The 16,768-nt window shown below is 67.5% G+C and carries 15 protein-coding genes, 1 other RNA gene and 1 pseudogene; 9 read left to right on the top strand and 8 right to left on the bottom strand.

Features of this window, described 5'->3' with window-relative positions; all coding sequences use genetic code 11:
• From AACH06_RS21215 to AACH06_RS21205, 3 genes are all read right to left on the bottom strand, one after another.
• Positions 1–284, bottom strand: a 284-nt coding sequence (locus AACH06_RS21215) for a transposase (protein ID WP_341427767.1), incomplete at its 3' end; no start/stop codon positions are given.
• A 127-nt stretch (positions 285–411) separates the two neighbouring features.
• Positions 412–843, bottom strand: coding sequence for a ribonuclease HI (rnhA, locus tag AACH06_RS21210; RefSeq protein ID WP_341427766.1), 432 nt, complete (start codon positions 841–843; stop codon positions 412–414).
• Between the two features lie 17 nt (positions 844–860).
• Positions 861–1,712, bottom strand: coding sequence for a class I SAM-dependent methyltransferase (locus tag AACH06_RS21205; RefSeq protein ID WP_341427765.1), 852 nt, complete (start codon positions 1,710–1,712; stop codon positions 861–863).
• On the opposite strand from AACH06_RS21205, the gene gloB reads away from it, so the two are divergent.
• Together gloB and AACH06_RS21195 are read left to right on the top strand one after the other, a co-directional pair.
• Positions 1,711–2,481 (top strand): hydroxyacylglutathione hydrolase, encoded by a 771-nt coding sequence (gene gloB, locus AACH06_RS21200; RefSeq protein ID WP_341427764.1) that lies wholly within the window; start codon positions 1,711–1,713, stop codon positions 2,479–2,481. The genes AACH06_RS21205 and gloB overlap by 2 nt on opposite strands.
• Complete coding sequence (locus AACH06_RS21195) at positions 2,478–4,094, top strand: transglycosylase SLT domain-containing protein (RefSeq protein ID WP_341427763.1); 1,617 nt, start codon at positions 2,478–2,480, stop codon at positions 4,092–4,094. Before gloB ends, AACH06_RS21195 begins: the two co-directional genes overlap by 4 nt.
• Before the next feature lie 59 nt (positions 4,095–4,153).
• Here the strand turns inward: AACH06_RS21195 and recR are convergent, their stop codons facing one another.
• The 3 genes from recR to dnaX are packed head-to-tail and all read right to left on the bottom strand — an operon-like array spanning position 4,154 to position 7,184.
• The gene (gene recR / locus AACH06_RS21190; RefSeq protein WP_341427762.1) at positions 4,154–4,741 is read right to left on the bottom strand and encodes a recombination mediator RecR; all 588 of its coding nucleotides are present in this window, start codon (positions 4,739–4,741) and stop codon (positions 4,154–4,156) included.
• 7 nt (positions 4,742–4,748) lie between these two features.
• A complete protein-coding gene (locus AACH06_RS21185; protein WP_341427760.1) occupies positions 4,749–5,075 on the bottom strand; it encodes a YbaB/EbfC family nucleoid-associated protein in 327 nt (108 codons plus the stop codon).
• A gap of 45 nt (positions 5,076–5,120) precedes the next feature.
• Positions 5,121–7,184, bottom strand: a complete 2,064-nt coding sequence (gene dnaX / locus AACH06_RS21180; RefSeq protein WP_341427759.1) for a DNA polymerase III subunit gamma/tau — start codon at positions 7,182–7,184, stop codon at positions 5,121–5,123.
• Positions 7,185–7,306: 122 nt separating this feature from the next.
• On the opposite strand from dnaX, the gene AACH06_RS21175 reads away from it, so the two are divergent.
• Entirely contained in the window at positions 7,307–8,428 is a 1,122-nt protein-coding gene (locus AACH06_RS21175; RefSeq protein WP_341427758.1) for an AIR synthase-related protein, read from the top strand.
• A gap of 81 nt (positions 8,429–8,509) precedes the next feature.
• On the opposite strand, the gene AACH06_RS21170 is transcribed toward AACH06_RS21175, so the two are convergent.
• Positions 8,510–8,767 (bottom strand): hypothetical protein, encoded by a 258-nt coding sequence (locus AACH06_RS21170; RefSeq protein ID WP_341427757.1) that lies wholly within the window; start codon positions 8,765–8,767, stop codon positions 8,510–8,512.
• 140 nt (positions 8,768–8,907) lie between these two features.
• Positions 8,908–9,276 carry a LysR family transcriptional regulator gene (locus tag AACH06_RS21165; protein ID WP_341427756.1) on the bottom strand — a complete coding sequence of 123 codons (369 nt, stop codon included), beginning with the start codon at positions 9,274–9,276 and terminating at the stop codon, positions 8,908–8,910.
• A 313-nt stretch (positions 9,277–9,589) separates the two neighbouring features.
• Here AACH06_RS21165 and AACH06_RS21160 point away from each other — a divergent pair.
• The 6 genes and pseudogenes from AACH06_RS21160 to AACH06_RS21135 all read left to right on the top strand — a co-directional run.
• Positions 9,590–10,246, top strand: a pseudogene (locus AACH06_RS21160) (TerC family protein); the annotation flags it as partial.
• Between the two features lie 138 nt (positions 10,247–10,384).
• Entirely contained in the window at positions 10,385–10,894 is a 510-nt protein-coding gene (locus tag AACH06_RS21155) for a universal stress protein (RefSeq protein ID WP_423222067.1), read from the top strand.
• Between the two features lie 122 nt (positions 10,895–11,016).
• Positions 11,017–11,113: signal recognition particle sRNA small type (ffs, locus tag AACH06_RS21150), an RNA gene on the top strand.
• A gap of 174 nt (positions 11,114–11,287) precedes the next feature.
• Complete coding sequence (locus AACH06_RS21145) at positions 11,288–11,902, top strand: hypothetical protein (protein WP_341427755.1); 615 nt, start codon at positions 11,288–11,290, stop codon at positions 11,900–11,902.
• A gap of 286 nt (positions 11,903–12,188) precedes the next feature.
• Positions 12,189–13,100: an ATP-binding cassette domain-containing protein gene (locus AACH06_RS21140; RefSeq protein ID WP_341427754.1), complete on the top strand. Its 912-nt coding sequence runs from the start codon at positions 12,189–12,191 to the stop codon at positions 13,098–13,100.
• Positions 13,101–13,177: 77 nt separating this feature from the next.
• A complete protein-coding gene (locus AACH06_RS21135; protein ID WP_341427753.1) occupies positions 13,178–16,753 on the top strand; it encodes an ABC transporter permease/M1 family aminopeptidase in 3,576 nt (1,191 codons plus the stop codon).
• Positions 16,754–16,768: the final 15 nt, after the last annotated feature.

The following is a 16,768-nucleotide window of genomic DNA, read 5'->3' as shown; positions in this document are numbered from 1 at the left end:
AGGTCCCGGCGCAGCGTGTTGTGGTCCGACACGTCTTCCCAGCCGCAGCACAGCCCGTACACGCGCTGTGCCAGCAGGCTGTGAATGCTGTGGCGCACGCTCGCGGCGCGGCGACCATCGGCAAACACCCTGGCCGCCGATCGAGTCAGGCCGATGCGCTCGTCGGCCTGGCGCAGCAGCATCACGCCGCCGTCGCTGACGATGTCCCCACCGTCAAAGCCCGCCTGCACCACCCGGCGCCCCACCTTGCCGATCAGCATCGGCGCATCCGTACACTTTGGCATTGGCAGCCCTCTCCTCAACAGGCGTCGTTATTGGCGTCAGATACCTCTAACAACGCCCTCGGAATCAGGGCTGCCGACCGCTCACTCGCGAAATATCCAGGCTAGCGGCCCTGCCTCAGCAGCCAGGCTACCTGACGTTGGCGGCCGTCACGCCCTTGTTGGCCAGCGCATCGGCGCGCTCGTTGCCCGGGTCACCCGCGTGCCCCTTCACCCAATGCCAGCTGACCTGGTGTTGCTGCACCAGTTCATCGAGCTTCTGCCACAGCTCGGCGTTCTTCACCGGCTTGTTGTCGGCCGTTCGCCAGCCGCGGCGCTTCCAGTTGTGGATCCAGGTCGTGATGCCGTTCTTCACGTACTCGCTGTCGGTGTAGATCGCCACGCGACAACGGCGCTTCAAGCTGCCCAGCGACTCAATCACCGCCGTCATTTCCATCCGGTTGTTCGTCGTCAGCTTTTCGCCGCCGAACATTTCCTTCTCGTGCTCACCCGCCTTCAGCCAGGCGCCCCAACCGCCCGGCCCCGGGTTGCCCTTGCAGGCCCCGTCGGTGTAGATCGTCACGTCGGTCGCTTCTTCTGTCACTGGTTTCCTTCTCTTTCACGATGAATCTGATGGCGGTTCAACGCCACCGGTGCAGGCGCGGTCTTGGGTACCCCACGCTCGCTGCGCGCCAGCCCGATCAGGCGCATGCCGCGCACCCGCTTGACGGCCACCACGCAATAGACGGCACCGAACACCGGCCACCAGTGGGCGCCGATGCGGTCCATCCAACCAAAACGGTCCAGCCACCGCTGGGACGCCATCGGCGGCCGCCAGCAGCCGAATCGGCCTGCCTCGATCTCAAAGCCCAGCAGGCGCAGCCAATCACGCAGTCGCCAGTAGCCAATGAACTCACCGGCACGGGGCAGAAAGAGGCTGCGCTGCCCGCCCGCCAGCTTCAGGCGCGCATGGCCAAGGCGCTGACGCGCACCCCACAGGCTCGCAGGATTCAACCCGACGATTACGACCTTGCCTTCAGGTCGCAGCACCCGCGCCACCTCGGCCAATGCACGGTGCGGGTCTGCGGCCATCTCCAGCGTGTGCGGCATCACCACCAGATCGAGGACTTGATCCCCGAAGGGCAGGGCATCGGGTTCGCAATGCAGGGCGACGGGCGCCGGCCCGATCGACAAAGGCTCGCCATACTCGTCCAGTGAGGGTGGCATGTCGATCGCATCGGGCCAGGTGAGGCTGTCACTGGCGATCCATCGATGCGGCATGCGATTGCTGCGCAGGCCGTCGATTTCAGGCAGACCCAACTGCAACGCGTGGAAACCAAAGATGTCGGTCACCGCCTGGTCCAGGCGCTCTTGTTCCCAGGCCAGCAGATACCGGCCGGGAGGGGTCGTCAACCAGAGCCCCAACTCTATAATTGACTCGATTTGCGTCATGAATCTGGTCGCCCTGCCCGCCTTCGCCGACAACTACATCTGGATGCTCCACGATGGCCGTGAGGCCCTCGTCGTCGATCCGGGTGACGCGGCGCCGGTGCTCGACGCGCTGAGCCGGCTTGGGCTCGCGTTGACTGGCATTCTAGTGACGCATCACCACGGTGATCACGTGGGCGGCCTGGCTGAACTGCAAGCGGTGTTGCGCGGCCCAGTGCATGGCCCGGCGCGCGAGGCCATGCCAGTGCCCGTGGTGCCCCATCAGGCGGGCGAACATGTGCGATGGCAGGGCATCGACTTCGCGGTGCTGGATGTACCGGGTCACACCGCCGGGCACATCGCCTACTACGCCGAAGCGGCCCCTGGAGGGCCGCTGCTGTTTTGCGGCGATACCTTGTTCTCTGGCGGCTGCGGCCGGCTCTTCGAAGGCACACCCGCTCAGATGCATGCCTCGCTGGCGGCACTGGCCGCGTTGCCGTCGGCCACCCGCGTGTGCTGTGCCCATGAGTACACCTTGTCCAATCTCCGATTTGCGCACGCTGCGGAACCCGGCAATACCGCGGTGACTCAACACCTCGCCCATTGCGAGGCGCTGCGCGCCCAGGGCCAAGCCACGCTGCCATCCACCATCGGACTGGAGCGACTGATCAACCCCTTCATGCGTTGCACCGAGCCGGCCTTGGTCGAGACGGCAGCGGCACATGGCGCGAACGGCACCGGCCCCATCGAGGTCTTTGCCGCACTGCGCGAATGGAAGAACAACTACCGATGAAGAAACTTCACACCGTCCGTCGGCCGACGCTGGCCACCCTCTGGCTGGCCCTGGCCCTCACCCCCTGGTTCACTGGTTGTGCCACGCCCAATGGCCAGACCACGGTGGTTGATGCGATCACCAGCGCCCCGCCCGCGGCCGGCGCGATCGAAGCGCCGGCCGCACCCGCGAACACCACGGTGGTGGCGGTCGACAACCTGCCCCCTCCGTCCGAGAGCGACGAGAGCTTCGTCGCCAAACCCATCGACCCGGTCGAGCCCGGACGGCCGGTCGATCTCTTTGACGACAAGGCGCGGGTGGACTTGTGGGCCCGCGTTCGCACCGGCTTCGCGATGCCCGACATCGACACCGACCTCGTGCGCCGCAGCGAGCAGTGGTACGCGCAACGCCCCGATTACGTTCAACGCATGACCGAGCGCGGCAGCCGCTACCTCTTCCATGTGGCCGAAGAGCTGGACAAGCGCGGCATGCCGATGGAGCTGGCGCTGCTGCCCTTCATTGAGAGCGCGTTCAACCCTCAAGCTCAGTCGGTGGCGCGTGCCTCGGGCATGTGGCAGTTCATCCCGTCGACCGGCAAGGACTACGACCTCAAGCAGAACATCTTCCGCGATGAACGGCGCGACGTGCTCGCCTCGACGCGTGCGGCGCTCGACTACCTGAGCCGCCTGTACAAGATGTTCGGCGACTGGCACCTGGCTCTGGCCGCCTACAACTGGGGCGAAGGCAATGTGCAGCGCGCCATTGCGCGCAATGAGAAAGCGGGCCTGCCGACCGATTACCTCAGCCTGCGCATGCCCGACGAAACCCGCATGTACGTGCCCAAGCTGCAGGCCGTGAAAAACATCGTCATGCGCCCCGAAGCTTTCGGGCTGGAGCTGCCTGAGCTGCAGAACCACCCTTACTTCCTGGCCGTGCCGATCGAGCGCGACATCGATGTGGCGCTGGCCGCCAAGCTGGCCGACGTGTCACTTGAAGAGTTCCGCTTTTTGAACCCGCAGATGAACAAGCCGGTGATCCTGGCTGCGGGCACTGAGCAGATCCTGCTGCCCTACGACAACGCGAACCTGTTCGTGAAGGCGATCGCCAACCACCACGGCGCGCTGGCCACCTGGACGGCCTGGGTGGCGCCCAAGACGCTGCGCCCCGCCGATGCAGCCAAGCAGGTGGGCATGAGCGAGGCGACGCTGCGCGAGGTGAACCGCATACCGCCGCGCATGCTGGTGAAGGCGGGCTCGACGCTGCTGGTGCACCGCAGCCCGAATCGCGACACGGATGTCTCCGAGCAGTTGGCCGACAACGCGGTGCTCGCCTTTGCGCCGGATGCGCCGCCACTGAAGCGCCTGACGCTGCGCGCTGGCAAGCGCGGGGAAACGGTGGCCTCGGTGGCGCAGCGCTATCGCGTGTCGGCTTCCCAGGTGGCGCAGTGGAACAAGACGTCGGCCAACGGCCGCTTCAAGGCGGGCAGCACGATCGTCGTCTATGTGTCAGGCAAGAGCACGACGCGCACTGCCGCCGCGCCTTCCACACGATCTGCCGGCAAGGCGGCGGCCCGCCCGGTGGCGCGTTCGGCGGCGGCCCCGAAAGCCGGCCCCGTCAGGATGACACGCAAGTAAGGCGGGACGGCGCTCGCCCACGGCGCCACCGGCAACGACCGGTGCGCGCTTGACGCAACTCAGCGCCGGTCGACCAGCGCGTGCGCGATGGTCGACAGGTCGACGTATTCCAGCTCACTGCCTGCGGGCACCCCACGGGCGAGCCGAGTGACCTTCAAGCCGCGGGCCTTCAGGCCTTCGGACAACACGTGCGCCGTGGCTTCACCTTCCGCGGTGAAGCTGGTGGCTAGGATCACCTCTTCCACATCACCCTCGGTCGCACGGGCCATCAGGCCGGCAGCGCCCAGCGCACTGGCCCCGATGCCGTCCAGCGGGCTGATGCGCCCCATCAGCACGTAGTAGTACCCGCGGTAGCTGCCGGTGCGCTCGAGCGCCGCCTGGTCGGCGGGCGTCTCGACCACACACAGCTGGCGCGCGTCACGATGGGTGTCGCTGCAGATGGCGCAAAGCGCCTGGTCGGTGAAGGTGTGGCAGCGCGCGCAGTGGCGCACGCCGCGAACGGCCTCGTCCAAGGCACGCGCCAATTGCTGCGCGCCGGCGCGATCGTGCTGCAGCAGATGAAACGCCATGCGCTGCGCGGATTTCACCCCCACGCCGGGCAGCTTGCGCAGCGCATCGACCAGCGCGTCGAGGTGACTGGTCGTCATGCGCGGATCAGAACGGCATCTTCATGCCAGGGGGCAGCGGCATGCCGGCGGTCAGCTTGCCCATCTTTTCCTGCGTGGTGGCCTCGGCGCGGCGCGCCGCATCGTTGAAGGCAGCCGCCACGAGGTCTTCCAGCATGTCCTTGTCGTCGGCCAGCAGGCTCGGATCGATGGTGACGCGCTTCACGTCGTTCTTGCAGGTCATCACGACCTTCACCAGGCCAGCGCCCGACTGGCCCTCGACCTCGATCGTCGCCAGCTCTTCCTGCGCCTTGCGCAGGTTGTCCTGCATGGCCTGGGCCTGCTTCATCAGGCCGGCGAGTTGACCCTTCATCATGGTGTACGTCCTCGAAAGTGGTTCGGTGAAAAGGTGTTGGTGGCCTCAGGCAGGCCGTATCGAGCCGGGCACAATGCGCGCGGTCGAAAACTGCGCCAGCAGCGACTGGACCAGGGGATCGTTGTGAATGATGTTCTCGGCATCGCGCTGTCGCAACGCGGCCGATTCGGCCTCGCGGCGCGCCGGTGAATCACCGGGCACCCCTGCCACGACCTCCAGCCGGGCCTTGGCGCCGGTGTGGGTCGCGAGAGCCGTCTGCAGCTTGTCTGCCAGCGTCGGCGCCCGCAACGTCTCGCGCTCGACCTTCAGCGTCCAGCGTTCGATGCCATCGTCACCCGCGTCGATCGCGATCAATTCAGCCTGCATCGCCAGTTCGCGCGCCAGTGCCGAGATGGCGTTGGCCGCCAGCAAGGTGCCCACGGCTTCGGCCCAGCGGTCGCCCAGGGGTGTACGCCGCACTTCAGGGATGGACGTGGTGGCGAGCACCGGGGCTGCGGCGACCGGCGGCGGCACAGGCGGCAAGCCTTCGTCGTCGGTCGGGGCGGCGCCATCATCCGGGGCCTGCGGCCGCGCAGCTCGGGGCGCGGCGGCCTCCTCGCCCTCGAACGGTGCCTCGTCCATCCAGGGCGGCGGCTCATCCGCCGCAGGTGCCGACGCCGGCTTGGGCCGGGCCGAGACAGGTGTGGGCGCCGGCACTGGAGCAGCCGCCGCCGGGGCCGCCGCTGCAGCAGGGGCGACAGGCCGCGTTGCCGTCGGAGCCGGGGCCGCCGCCGTGGTGGACGTATGGGACAGCGTCTGGCCTGGCATCTGAGCAGCCACCCTGGCCGCCGGCGCGTTCGCTGAAGGGCCCGGCGGATTCGCGGGCACGGCCGCCGCGGGTGGGCGTGACGGCGGCATGGCGGCCGGTGGAACCGGAGCGCGCGCCCGTTCCGACACGCGTGCCTGCAAGGCCGCCGAAGAGGGCGAGGCCGCCCCCGCCCCGGCCGGGCGCTCGGCGCGCGCATCGCCACCACCGGCGGGAAATGCCAGGAACCGCAGCAGCACCATCACCAGGCCGGCGTATTCGTCCGGCGCCAGGCTCAGCTCGGCTCGGCCCTGCAGCACCATGCTGTAGAGCAGCTGCGTTTCATCCGGCGCCAACAGCGGCGACAGCTGCCGCCCGGCCTCGGTGTCGGGGTCGGTCGCGTCCAGTGCGCCCGGCACGGCCTGCTCAATCGCCATCTGTTGCAGCAGGCGTGCCATTTCCTCCAGCGTGCCCGCTGCCGACAAACCCTGGCTGCGCAATCCCTCGGCTTCCGTCAGCAGGCTGCGGCCATCGCGCGCGGCCAGGGCCTCGATCAGGCGCTGGGCGTGCCGACGATCGACACTGCCCAGCATCGCCCGCACAGCGGTCTCTTCGAGCTTGCCGCCACCGTAGGCAATGGCTTGGTCCGTCAGCGACAGCGCATCGCGCATCGAGCCCCGCGCGGCGCGAGACAGCAGGCGCAGTGCCCCGGGCTCGACCGGCACGCTTTCCTTGGCCAGCACGTTCTGCAGATGCTCCGCCACCGTCTGGGGCGCCATCGGCCGCAGGTTGAACTGCAGACAACGGCTGAGCACCGTGGGCAGCATCTTCTCCGGGTCGGTCGTCGCGAGCACGAATTTCAGGTACTCGGGCGGCTCTTCCAGCGTCTTCAGCAGCGCGTTGAACGCGTCTTTCGTCAACTGGTGCGCTTCGTCGATCATGAAGACCTTGAAGCGGCCGACGCTCGGCTTGTAGGAAGCGCGCTCGATCAGGTCGCGCGCTTCGTCGATACCGCGGTTGCTGGCGGCATCCAGCTCGGTGTAGTCGATGTAGCGGTCCGCATCGATCTCGCGGCAGGCGGTGCACACGCCGCAAGGTTGGGCGGTGATGCCGCCGTTGCCGTCCGGCCCCACGCAGTTCAGGCACTTGGCCAGGATGCGCGAGACGGTCGTCTTGCCGATGCCGCGGGTGCCGGTGAACAGATAGGCGTGGTGAAGGCGACCTTGTTCCAGCGCGTGGGTCAAGGCGCGCACCACGTGGTCCTGGCCGACCATTTCCTCGAAATTGCGCGAACGGTATTTGCGTGCCAGGACGACATAGCTCATCCACGCATTCTACGAGGCGCCGCCCTGCGCCCACCGGCGTATCAGGGTCAGATCAACCTGGGCCCGGCGTGCCCGGACGTGCAGCGGCGGCGGAGCCAGACGGCTGGCGGATAATCGCCCCCATGAGTTCTTCCTCCACCAACCCTGGCACGCTGAGCTACGAACAGGCCGGCGTCAATTACGACCTGATCGATCCGCTGAAGGTCGCCGCCCAGCGGGCCGCGGCCGCCACCGCGGGCCATCTGTCGGCCCACGGCTTCTCTGAAGTGAAGGCCTCGCGCGGCGAATCGGCCTACGTGGTGGACGTGGGGCCGTTCTACTTGGCCAGCATCGTCGAGTGCCTGGGCTCCAAAGCCCTGGTGGCCGACGAGATGAAGGCCCTCACCGGCAAGAGCTATTACGACGGCATCGCCCAGGACACCATCGCGATGGCGGTGAACGACCTGATCACCGTGGGCGCCACGCCGCTGGTGGTGCAGGCCTACTGGGCCGCCGGCGGCAGCGACTGGTTCGGTGATGCGCAACGCGCCCAGGCGCTGGTCGAGGGCTGGAAGAAGGCCTGCGACGTGTGCCAGGTGGCCTGGGGCGGTGGCGAGACACCGGCGCTCGCCGGCATCGTCGAAGGCGGGCGCATCGATCTGGCCGCCTCCTGCACCGGCATCATCAACCCGAAGACACGCCTGAGTGTCGGCGATGCGCTGGCGCCCGGCGATGCCATCGTGCTGCTGGCCTCCAGCGGCATCCACGCCAACGGCCTGAGCCTGGCGCGCAAGCTCGTCGAGCGCCTGCCCAACGGCTACCTCACCGAAGTGGTACCGGGCCTGAGCTATGGCGACGCCCTGCTGGCGCCCACCACGCTGTACAGCCCGGTCACCGAGGCCCTGGCCAAGGCCGGCATCTCGATGCACTACTGCGCCAACATCACCGGCCATGGCTGGCGCAAGCTGCTGCGCCACCCCAGCCGCCTCACCTATCGCATCCAGGCCGTGCCGGCCGTGCCGCCCGTGCTGAAGTTCATCCAGCAGCACGCGCAACAGGACGACCGCGAGGCCTACTCCACCCTCAACATGGGGGCAGGCTTCGCCCTGTTTGTGGCCGCTGCCGACGCCGAGCGCACGGTCGAGATCGCCAAGGCTCAGGGGATCGAGGCCATCGTGGCCGGCCGGGTCGAGGCTGGCGACAAGCAGGTGGTGATCGAGCCGCTGAACATTCGCTTTGGCGACGACGACCTGCAACTGCGCTGATCGCCACTCTGCCAAAGACAACGGGCAGCCAAGGCTGCCCGTTTTTCATGCGACGGTGCCGGGCCTCTGCCCGGCCACCGATCAGCGGCGGAACTGCTCGCCCGGCTTCTGGTGCGTGCGGTCGTATTCGATGCCGCGGCGCACTTCATTGATCGCCTTGTCGACAGCCCGGATCGCGTCGGCCCGGTTGCCGCCCTTGTCGTTGGAGGCCTGTTGCAGCTGTGCACGGGCTTGCTCCAGGTACTGCAACGCCGCTTCCATGTGCGGCTGATCGGCAAACGACGGCAGCGAGACAGCGGCCAGCATCGCAGCGGCGGCCAAGGTGTGGATGAACTTCATTCGTTAGGCTCCTGGGATAGCAGATTGCGCCGGCGGCAGCATAGCCGCGGGCCAAGCACCCCACGTAACGAATTCCAAACGGCCCCCGCCGGTTGGCCAACGGTCACTTCTTGCGCCGCGTGCGATTCAGCGCTTGGCTGCTACTTCGGCTCACAGATCGCGGCCTGCCTCGGCGCCGCGGGGGCCGACCGCATGCCCGCCAGCACCTGCTCGCACCGATCGAAGGCTGCAAACGCCTCGCGTGTGCCCGCCAGCAAGACCAAGGCGGCCTCGGTGGGCACCAGGCGCCTGCCCTGCTGCTCGAACAAGCGCACACCCAACGCCTCGCTGAGTTTGCGCAAATGGCCCGACAAGGTGGGCTGCGCCATGCACAGCGCCTCCGCCGCACGGGTGGCACTGCCCAATCGAACCACGGCCTCGAACGCAGCCAACTGCGGCAACATGCCGTGGCGGATGTAGCGACGCGGGGCGGCCGTTGAACGGCCCGTGAGGCTTGACGAGATGTCCATTGCCATTCCTGGGGTTCATCGATCGGAAGGCAAAGGTCTCGCTCATGCCGGCGACCACGACTGGCCCTCGGCAATCCGTTCGCCGGGGCTTCAGATCGAAGCCCGTACTGACGACGACACGGTACGTCCAGCGGCGGCCCGGACGCGGAACTACTCCCGCTTTGCGGCACGGCCGGGGCCACAACGGCACCGGCAACGAGTCACGTTTTTAGCATGCGGCGGTGGATCACGCCATCGGCGTTCTTCCATCGAAATTCGCGATCCATTGCGAATCTCAATCGATGCCCGTGGCGGGCCGCCCCAGCATCACCGCATGGACGCTGCGGACTTCCTGTCTTCATTGCTGGCCATCGTCGTCATCGACATCGTGCTGGCGGGCGACAACGCCATCGTCATCGCCCTGGCCGCACGAGCCCTGCCCGCCCACCTGCAGCGGCGGGCCATCATCTGGGGCACTGTGGGTGCCATCGCCGTGCGCAGCATGATGACCGTCGTCGTCGTGTGGCTGCTCAAGATACCGGGCCTCCTGATGGTCGGGGGCGGCCTGCTGCTGTGGATCGCCTACCGCCTGCTGCTGCCAGATGCAGCCGGCGAAGACGAGCACGGCCCCTCGGCCACCACGTTTTGGGGAGCGATGCGCACCATCGTGATCGCCGACGCCGTGATGGGGCTGGACAACGTGCTCGGCGTGGCCGGCGCCGCGCATGGCAACTACCTGCTGGTCGTCGCGGGCCTGCTGATCAGTGTACCCATCGTGGTCTGGGGCAGCACGCTCGTGCTGAAGGTGGTCGACCGCTTCCCGGCCGTTGTCTACCTGGGCGCCGCGGTGCTGGTGTGGACCGCTGTGAAGATGATCACCAGCGAGCCGCTGATCGCACCATGGCTGGCCGACAACCCGGCGGTGTACGCCGCGGCCTGGCTCGCCATCCCGGCGGTGCTGTGGGCGGGCTTCCTGGCCAACCACCGCCGGCTGGATTCGCGCATCCACGCTCGCCTGGCCGAACTGGCGCCCCGCCTGCCTCGGGGTGCCAGCCGGTCTGCGCTCGCAACATCCACCCTTTCCGCCACCCTTTCCGCCACCCCTTCCGCCACCCCAGGAGCCCCTGCCATGCTCAGAGTCCTCGTCCCGGTCGACAACTCGACCAACGCGTTGCGCGCGGTCCGCCACGCGATGGCCGAGTACCAACGCGACCACCAGCTCGAACTTCACCTGCTGAACGTGCAGCCCACGCTGTCACAGCACGTGGCCCGCTTTCTCAGTCGCCGCGACCGCAGCGATTGGCACGAATCGCAGGCGAACATGGCGCTGGCGGGCGCCAAGGCCGAGCTGGACCAGTCCCGAGTGCCCTACCAGACGCACTGGACGGTCGGTGACCGGGCCCAGGCCATCTGCCAAATGGCCCAACGCCTGAAGGCTCACCACATCGTCATGGGCACCGCTCGCAAGAACTCGATCACCCGCATGCTGGAAGACTCGGTCACCCACCGCGTGCTGGAGGAAACGCCCGTGCCGGTGGAAGTGGTCACCGGGCCGGCCGTCTCCCGCATCGAGCGCTGGGGCGTGCCGATGGGCGCGTTGGGCGTTGCCACCGGCTTGCTCTGGTTGGCTGCTGATTGAGGCACGGGGCCCGGGCGGGCCAGCTCCTTTCCAGCCGATGGCCAGAGTCAAATGGCCAGCACAGCGGTCTGATGACGCCTTCTCGCCACAGAGGGCTCAGGCCGTCGCTTACAATCGTCAGCGACGGGCCTCCTCGCATGGAAGCGCGGCCAACCGGGTCAGGTGGGGAACCAAGCAGCCCTAACCGTTGTGACCAGTGCCGGGGTCAGGCTCGTCACCCCTTTCTCGCCTTCAAGGCCGCCCGGTGGCACTCCACCCGGCGGCCTTGTCGTTTGGGGGCTGACTCACCAGAAGGGCCCACAACGGCTGCCGAGGGCTGACGAGGGCACGGCGCTTGCCCGCAGGAACTCAGCCTTCGACATCGTCGGAGCCCGTGTTCACGTGGTCTTCCCCATGCATCCCCTGCCTGCCCGCTTCCGCCATCGCACCCGCTGGGCCCTGACGCTGCTTGGCGGCCTTGTCGCCAGCACGTGCACCACCGCGTTCGCCCAGACGGCCGGCGTGCCCGACCGCGGCAGCTCGATGGAATCGGCAGCCTGCCGGCAGGCGCTGGCGGAGGTCAAGGCGCAAGAGGCCGCCTTGCTCGAGGCCCGGCGCCGCGCAGCGCCGCAGGCAGGTGCACCGGCTGCCGCCTCCGCGCCGGTCGGTCAGGGGTCCAGCGCCACGCCCCCGGCCGAAGCCTTGATCGGCCTGCGTGAGCGCGCCGCTCGGTTGTGCCTGGGGCCTGGAACATCCGGCCCAGCCAGATCGCAGCGCACGGTCCAGACGCCCATCACCGTACCTTCCGCCTCGCCACCGCGGGGCCTGCTCACGCCGACGGCACCGCCCCCCACCACCACCGAGCCGGTCGTTCCCCTGCGTTCCGAACCGATGGTCACCATCGTCGGTTGCGATGCCACGGGCTGCTGGGCCAGCGACGGCACGCGTCTGCAGCGCTCGGGCCCGCAGTTGATCGGACCTCGCGGTGCCTGCACGCTGCAAGGGGCGGTACTGCGGTGCCCGCCTTGATGGCCGCCCAGACTCCCGCCCAGACATTCCCGCCCTGATGCCCGCCCGGGTTCCCGCACGCTGATCGCGCTCCGGCGCGGCTGGACCAGCGCGCTGGCGGTCCTGCACATCGCCTGAAGCTCCACCGTTGGGGCCTCGCCGCCTCACCGTTCGTGCTGCAGTTTCAGCAGCCTGTCGCGTGCGCCCGGCGGTCTGTCGTTTGGCGCTGCGCGGTGTGTTGGCTGACCAATACAGTTCGCGCCGTCGCGGCTTGTCGGCCGCCGTCAGCCCTGAAAGCGAGCCCCCGATGCTGTCCATCCGAGACCTCACCCACGTCTATCCCAATGGCACCCGCGCGCTGGACGGTGTGTCGCTCGACATCCCTGCCGGCATGTTCGGTCTGCTGGGCCCCAACGGCGCCGGCAAGTCGTCGTTGATGCGATGCCTGGCCACGCTGCAGGTGCCCACCTCGGGCCAGATCCGGTTCGGCGAGATCGATGTGCTGGCCCAGCCCGCCTCGCTGCGCGCCACGCTGGGCTACCTGCCGCAGGATTTCGGTGTCTATCCGCGCGTCTCGGCCGAAGACATGCTGGACCACCTGGCCGTGCTCAAGGGCATTGCCGGTCGTGGCGAGCGGCGAGAGACGATCGAGACGCTGCTGCGCCAGGTGAACCTGTGGGATGTGCGCAAAAAGGCGATCGCCGGCTTCTCGGGCGGGATGCGTCAACGATTCGGCATCGCGCAAGCCCTGATCGGCAACCCGCGCCTGATCATCGTCGACGAGCCCACCGCCGGCCTCGACCCCGAAGAGCGCAACCGCTTCAACAACCTGCTGTCGGAGATCGGCGAGAGCGTGGTGGTGATCCTCTCGACCCACATCGTTGACGACGTGACGGACCTGTGCCCGCGCATGGCCATCCTCGTGGGCGGTCGCATCGTGCAAACCGGCACGCCCACCGAGCTGATCGCGGCACTGCAGGGGCACGTGTGGCAGGCGAGCATCGAGAAGCACGAACTCGATGCCGTCAAGAAGGCCCACGACTTGATCGCCACGCGGCTGCGCGGCGGACGCACCGTGATACGCGTATTGGCGGACGGCTCGCCAGGGGTGGGGTTCACACCCGTCGATGCGGGGCTTGAAGACGTCTACTTCGCGACGCTGACCCGCCATCGCCAGGCCGAAGCCTCGGTGGCCGCCCAGCCCAAGAAGGCGGCATGACCGCCGCCCGGCCGCCCGCAGGGGCCCATGCCCTCTCGCAGAGACCCGTTCACCCGCCCCAGGGAGCAGGAGTTTCCATGTTCGCCAGCATTGCCAGCTTCGAATGGCGCTACCAGATCAAGAGCCCGGTGTTCTGGGTCGGGTGCCTGCTGTTCTTCCTCTTCGCCTTTGGCGCCACCACGGTCGACACGATCCAGATCGGCAGCCGCGGCAACGTCAACATCAACTCGCCCTTCGCCATCGTGCAGATGATGGCCATCATGACCGTGATGGCGGTGTTCGTGGTCGTGGCCATGGTGGCTGGCCCGGTCATCCGCGATGACGAGACCGGCTTCGCCCCCATCCTGCGCAGCACACGCGTGGGCAAAGGCGCCTACCTCGGCGGCCGCTTCAGCGGCGCAGTCGCGGCGGCCCTGCTGGTGTTGGCCGCGGTGCCGCTGGCCGTGGCCATCGGCTCCTTCATGCCCTGGCTGGACGCCGAGAAGGTCGGCCCGTTCGTGCCCGCGCACTATCTCTACGCGCTCTTCGTCTTCGGCCTGCCCTCGCTGTTGATCACCGGCGCCGCGTTCTTCGCGCTGGCCACCGCCACGCGCTCGATGATGTGGACGTATGTCTGCGCCGTGGCCATGCTCGTGGGCTTTTCGGTCTCGCGCATCTGGCTGCGAGAGCTGCAGCAAGACACGATCGCGGCGCTGACCGACCCCTTCGGCATCTCGGCCTTGTCGATCACCACCAAGTACTGGACGGCGTCGGACCGCAACACGATGATGCCGCCGCTGACGGGCCTGCTGCTCGCCAACCGCCTGCTGTGGGTCGGCGTGGCGGCCGCGTTGTTCGCCTTCACCTGGCGCATCTTCCGTTTCGAAACGCGTGCCGGCAGCGCCGCGGCCAAGCCGGCCGAGCGCGAGGCGGCCACGGCACCTGCCGCCCGCATCGGCGCCCTGCCCGCACCCAAGGCCAATGCCGCGACGCGCTTGGCGCAGGCGCTGGCCCTGGCGCGCTTCGACATGGCCTTCGTGTTCCGCAGCCCGGCGTTCTTCGTGTTGCTGGGCATCGGCATCATCAATGCGGGCTTCTCGCTGTGGTTCTCGTTCGACTGGTACGGCACCGACGCCCACCCCGTGACGCGACTGATGGTGAAGTCCTTGCAGGAGGCCTTCGCCTTCATCCAGATGATCATCGCGATCTACTACGCCGGTGAGCTGGTCTGGCGCGACCGCGAGCGCCGGGTGCACGAGATCGTTGATTCGACCGCAGCACCCGACTGGGCCCACCTGTTGCCCAAGATCCTGGCGAATGCACTCGTCCTCACCGCGACATCGGTCGTGGCCGCGCTGGCCGGCATGGCCGTGCAGCTCGCCAAGGGCTACACGCAATTCGACCTGGCCGCCTATGGCCTGTGGTGGGTCCTGCCCACCGTCATCACGGCCATGCACCTGGCGGTGCTGTCGGTCTTCGTGCAGGTGTTGGTACCGCAAAAGTTCATTGGCTGGGGCGTGATGCTGGTGTACGTGGTGGCTTCGATCGCCATGGCCTCGGCCGGCTTCGAGCACAACCTGTACAACTACAGCGGCACGTCGCCGGTGCCGCTGTCGGACATGAACGGCATGGGCCGCTTCTGGATTGGCGCAGCCTGGTTCCAGGTCTACTGGAGCGGCTTCGCCACGGTGCTGGCGGTGCTGGCCTACGCGCTGTGGCGCCGCGGTACGACCACCGCACTGCGCCCGCGCCTGGCGGCCCTGCCCCGGCGCCTGCGCGGCGGGGCGCTGTTGGCCGGCGGTGCCGGCTTGGCGGTGTGGGCCGGTGCCGGTGCCTTCATCTTCTACAACACCAACATCCTGAACAAGTACCAGACGGCGCCGGAGCATGAGCAGTGGCTGGCCAACGCCGAGAAAGAGTTGCTGCCCTACGAGAAGGTGCCCATGCCGCATGTCACCGCGGTCACACTCGACGTGCAACTCTACCCCCGCGAGGTGCGGGCCGTCACCAACGGCCGCTTCAAGCTGGAGAACCGCTCGAACCAGCCGATCGATCAGGTGCACGTGGCCTGGGGCGAGCAGCTGAAGATCGACCAATTGGCGATCGATGGTGCAGCTCTTGAGAAGGCTTACGAGCAGTACCCGTACCGCATCTACCGCCTGCAGCCCGCGATGCAACCGGGCGAGGTGCGGGAGATGAAGTTCACCACCACGCTGCAGGAGCGCGGTTTCCCCAACAGTGCACCACTGACGCGGCTGGTGGAAAACGGCAGCTTCGTCAACAACAGCGAGATCACGCCGAGCGTCGGCATGTCCCGCGATGGCCTGCTGACCGACCGCGCCAAGCGCCGCAAATACGGCTTGCCGGCCGACCTGCGTCCGCCGACGCTCGAAGACGAATCAGGCCGTTCGCGCAGCATCTTCATGGTGGCCGGTGACTGGGTCGATGCCGACATCACCGTGACGACCGACGCCGACCAGACGCCGATCGCCCCGGGGCGCACCGTGTCCGACACGACCGCCAATGGCCGGCGCACGGCGCATTTCGTCTCCGACGCACCGATCAACCACTTCTTCTCTGTCCAATCGGCTCGCTACGAGGTCAAGCGCGACAAGGCCGGCGACGTCGATCTGGCCGTCTACTACCACCCGGGCCACGAATACAACGTCGACCGCATGCTGGGGGCGATGAAGACTTCGCTGGCGATGTTCAACGAGAAGTTCTCGCCCTATCAGTTCCACCAGGCGCGCATCCTCGAGTTCCCGAGCTACGCGGATTTTGCGCAGAGCTTTGCCAACACCATCCCGTACTCCGAGAACCTGGGCTTCCTGACCAAGCTCGGCGACGACGATGCCATCGACGTGGCCACCTACGTGACCGCGCACGAGATCGGCCACCAGTGGTGGGGCCACCAGTTGGTGCCGAGCAACCAACAAGGCGCGACGATGCTGGTCGAGAGCTTCGCGCAGTACTCGGCCTTGCTGGTGATGGAAAAGACCTACGGCAAAGAGCAGATGCGCAAGTTTCTGAAGTACGAGCTCGACCGCTACCTGCGCCGCCGCGGCGGCGAGGTGGTGGAAGAGCAGCCGCTGGCGCGGGTGGAGAACCAGCCCTACATCCACTACCAGAAGGGTTCGCTGGCGCTTTACTGGCTGAAAGAGGTGATCGGGGAAGACAAGGTGAACCGTGCCATGGCCCAGATGCTGCAGCAGTACGCCTTCAAGAGCGCCCCGTTCCCGAACACCACCGACTTCCTGCGCCTGCTGCGCGCCGAGGCCGGCCCCGAGCATGACCAGTTGATCACCGACCTGTTCGAGAAGATCACGCTGGTCGACGCAAAGGCCACCAACGCCAAGAGCATCCGCCGAGCCGATGGCAAGTACGAGGTCACGTTCGAGGTCGAAGCCAAGAAGCTCTATGCCGACGGCAAAGGCAAGGAAACCGAGGCACCGTTGGACGAGCCCTTCGACATCGGCGTGTTCAGCGCCGAACCCGGGCGGCCTGGCTACACGGCGGCCTCGGTGCTGTCGTTCGCCCGCCAGCGCATCCACACCGGCAAGCAGACGGTGACGGTGGTGGTCGACCAGTTGCCGGCTTATGTGGGCGTAGATCCCTACAACAAGCGCATCGATCGCAACTCGGGCGACAACCTGGTGAAGGTCGACCAGGGCTGAGCCCCAGCCCCGCGA

This window comes from Ideonella lacteola, assembly GCF_038066555.1.
GTDB lineage: Bacteria > Pseudomonadota > Gammaproteobacteria > Burkholderiales > Burkholderiaceae_C > Ideonella > Ideonella lacteola.
This window is presented reverse-complemented; position numbering and strand designations above follow the sequence as displayed.

Excerpts from the sequence above, each read along its gene's own strand:
- AACH06_RS21195 (WP_341427763.1), top strand. The coding sequence starts at position 2,478 with ATGAAGAAACTTCACACCGTCCGTCGGCCGACGCTGGCCACCCTCTGG.
- recR (WP_341427762.1), bottom strand. The coding sequence starts at position 4,741 with ATGACGACCAGTCACCTCGACGCGCTGGTCGATGCGCTGCGCAAGCTG.
- AACH06_RS21170 (WP_341427757.1), bottom strand. The coding sequence starts at position 8,767 with ATGAAGTTCATCCACACCTTGGCCGCCGCTGCGATGCTGGCCGCTGTC.
- gloB (WP_341427764.1), top strand. The coding sequence starts at position 1,711 with ATGAATCTGGTCGCCCTGCCCGCCTTCGCCGACAACTACATCTGGATG.
- AACH06_RS21205 (WP_341427765.1), bottom strand. The coding sequence starts at position 1,712 with ATGACGCAAATCGAGTCAATTATAGAGTTGGGGCTCTGGTTGACGACC.
- AACH06_RS21135 (WP_341427753.1), top strand. The coding sequence starts at position 13,178 with ATGTTCGCCAGCATTGCCAGCTTCGAATGGCGCTACCAGATCAAGAGC.
- AACH06_RS21145 (WP_341427755.1), top strand. The coding sequence starts at position 11,288 with ATGCATCCCCTGCCTGCCCGCTTCCGCCATCGCACCCGCTGGGCCCTG.
- AACH06_RS21165 (WP_341427756.1), bottom strand. The coding sequence starts at position 9,276 with ATGGACATCTCGTCAAGCCTCACGGGCCGTTCAACGGCCGCCCCGCGT.
- dnaX (WP_341427759.1), bottom strand. The coding sequence starts at position 7,184 with ATGAGCTATGTCGTCCTGGCACGCAAATACCGTTCGCGCAATTTCGAG.
- AACH06_RS21155 (WP_423222067.1), top strand. The coding sequence starts at position 10,385 with ATGCTCAGAGTCCTCGTCCCGGTCGACAACTCGACCAACGCGTTGCGC.
- AACH06_RS21140 (WP_341427754.1), top strand. The coding sequence starts at position 12,189 with ATGCTGTCCATCCGAGACCTCACCCACGTCTATCCCAATGGCACCCGC.
- AACH06_RS21175 (WP_341427758.1), top strand. The coding sequence starts at position 7,307 with ATGAGTTCTTCCTCCACCAACCCTGGCACGCTGAGCTACGAACAGGCC.
- AACH06_RS21185 (WP_341427760.1), bottom strand. The coding sequence starts at position 5,075 with ATGATGAAGGGTCAACTCGCCGGCCTGATGAAGCAGGCCCAGGCCATG.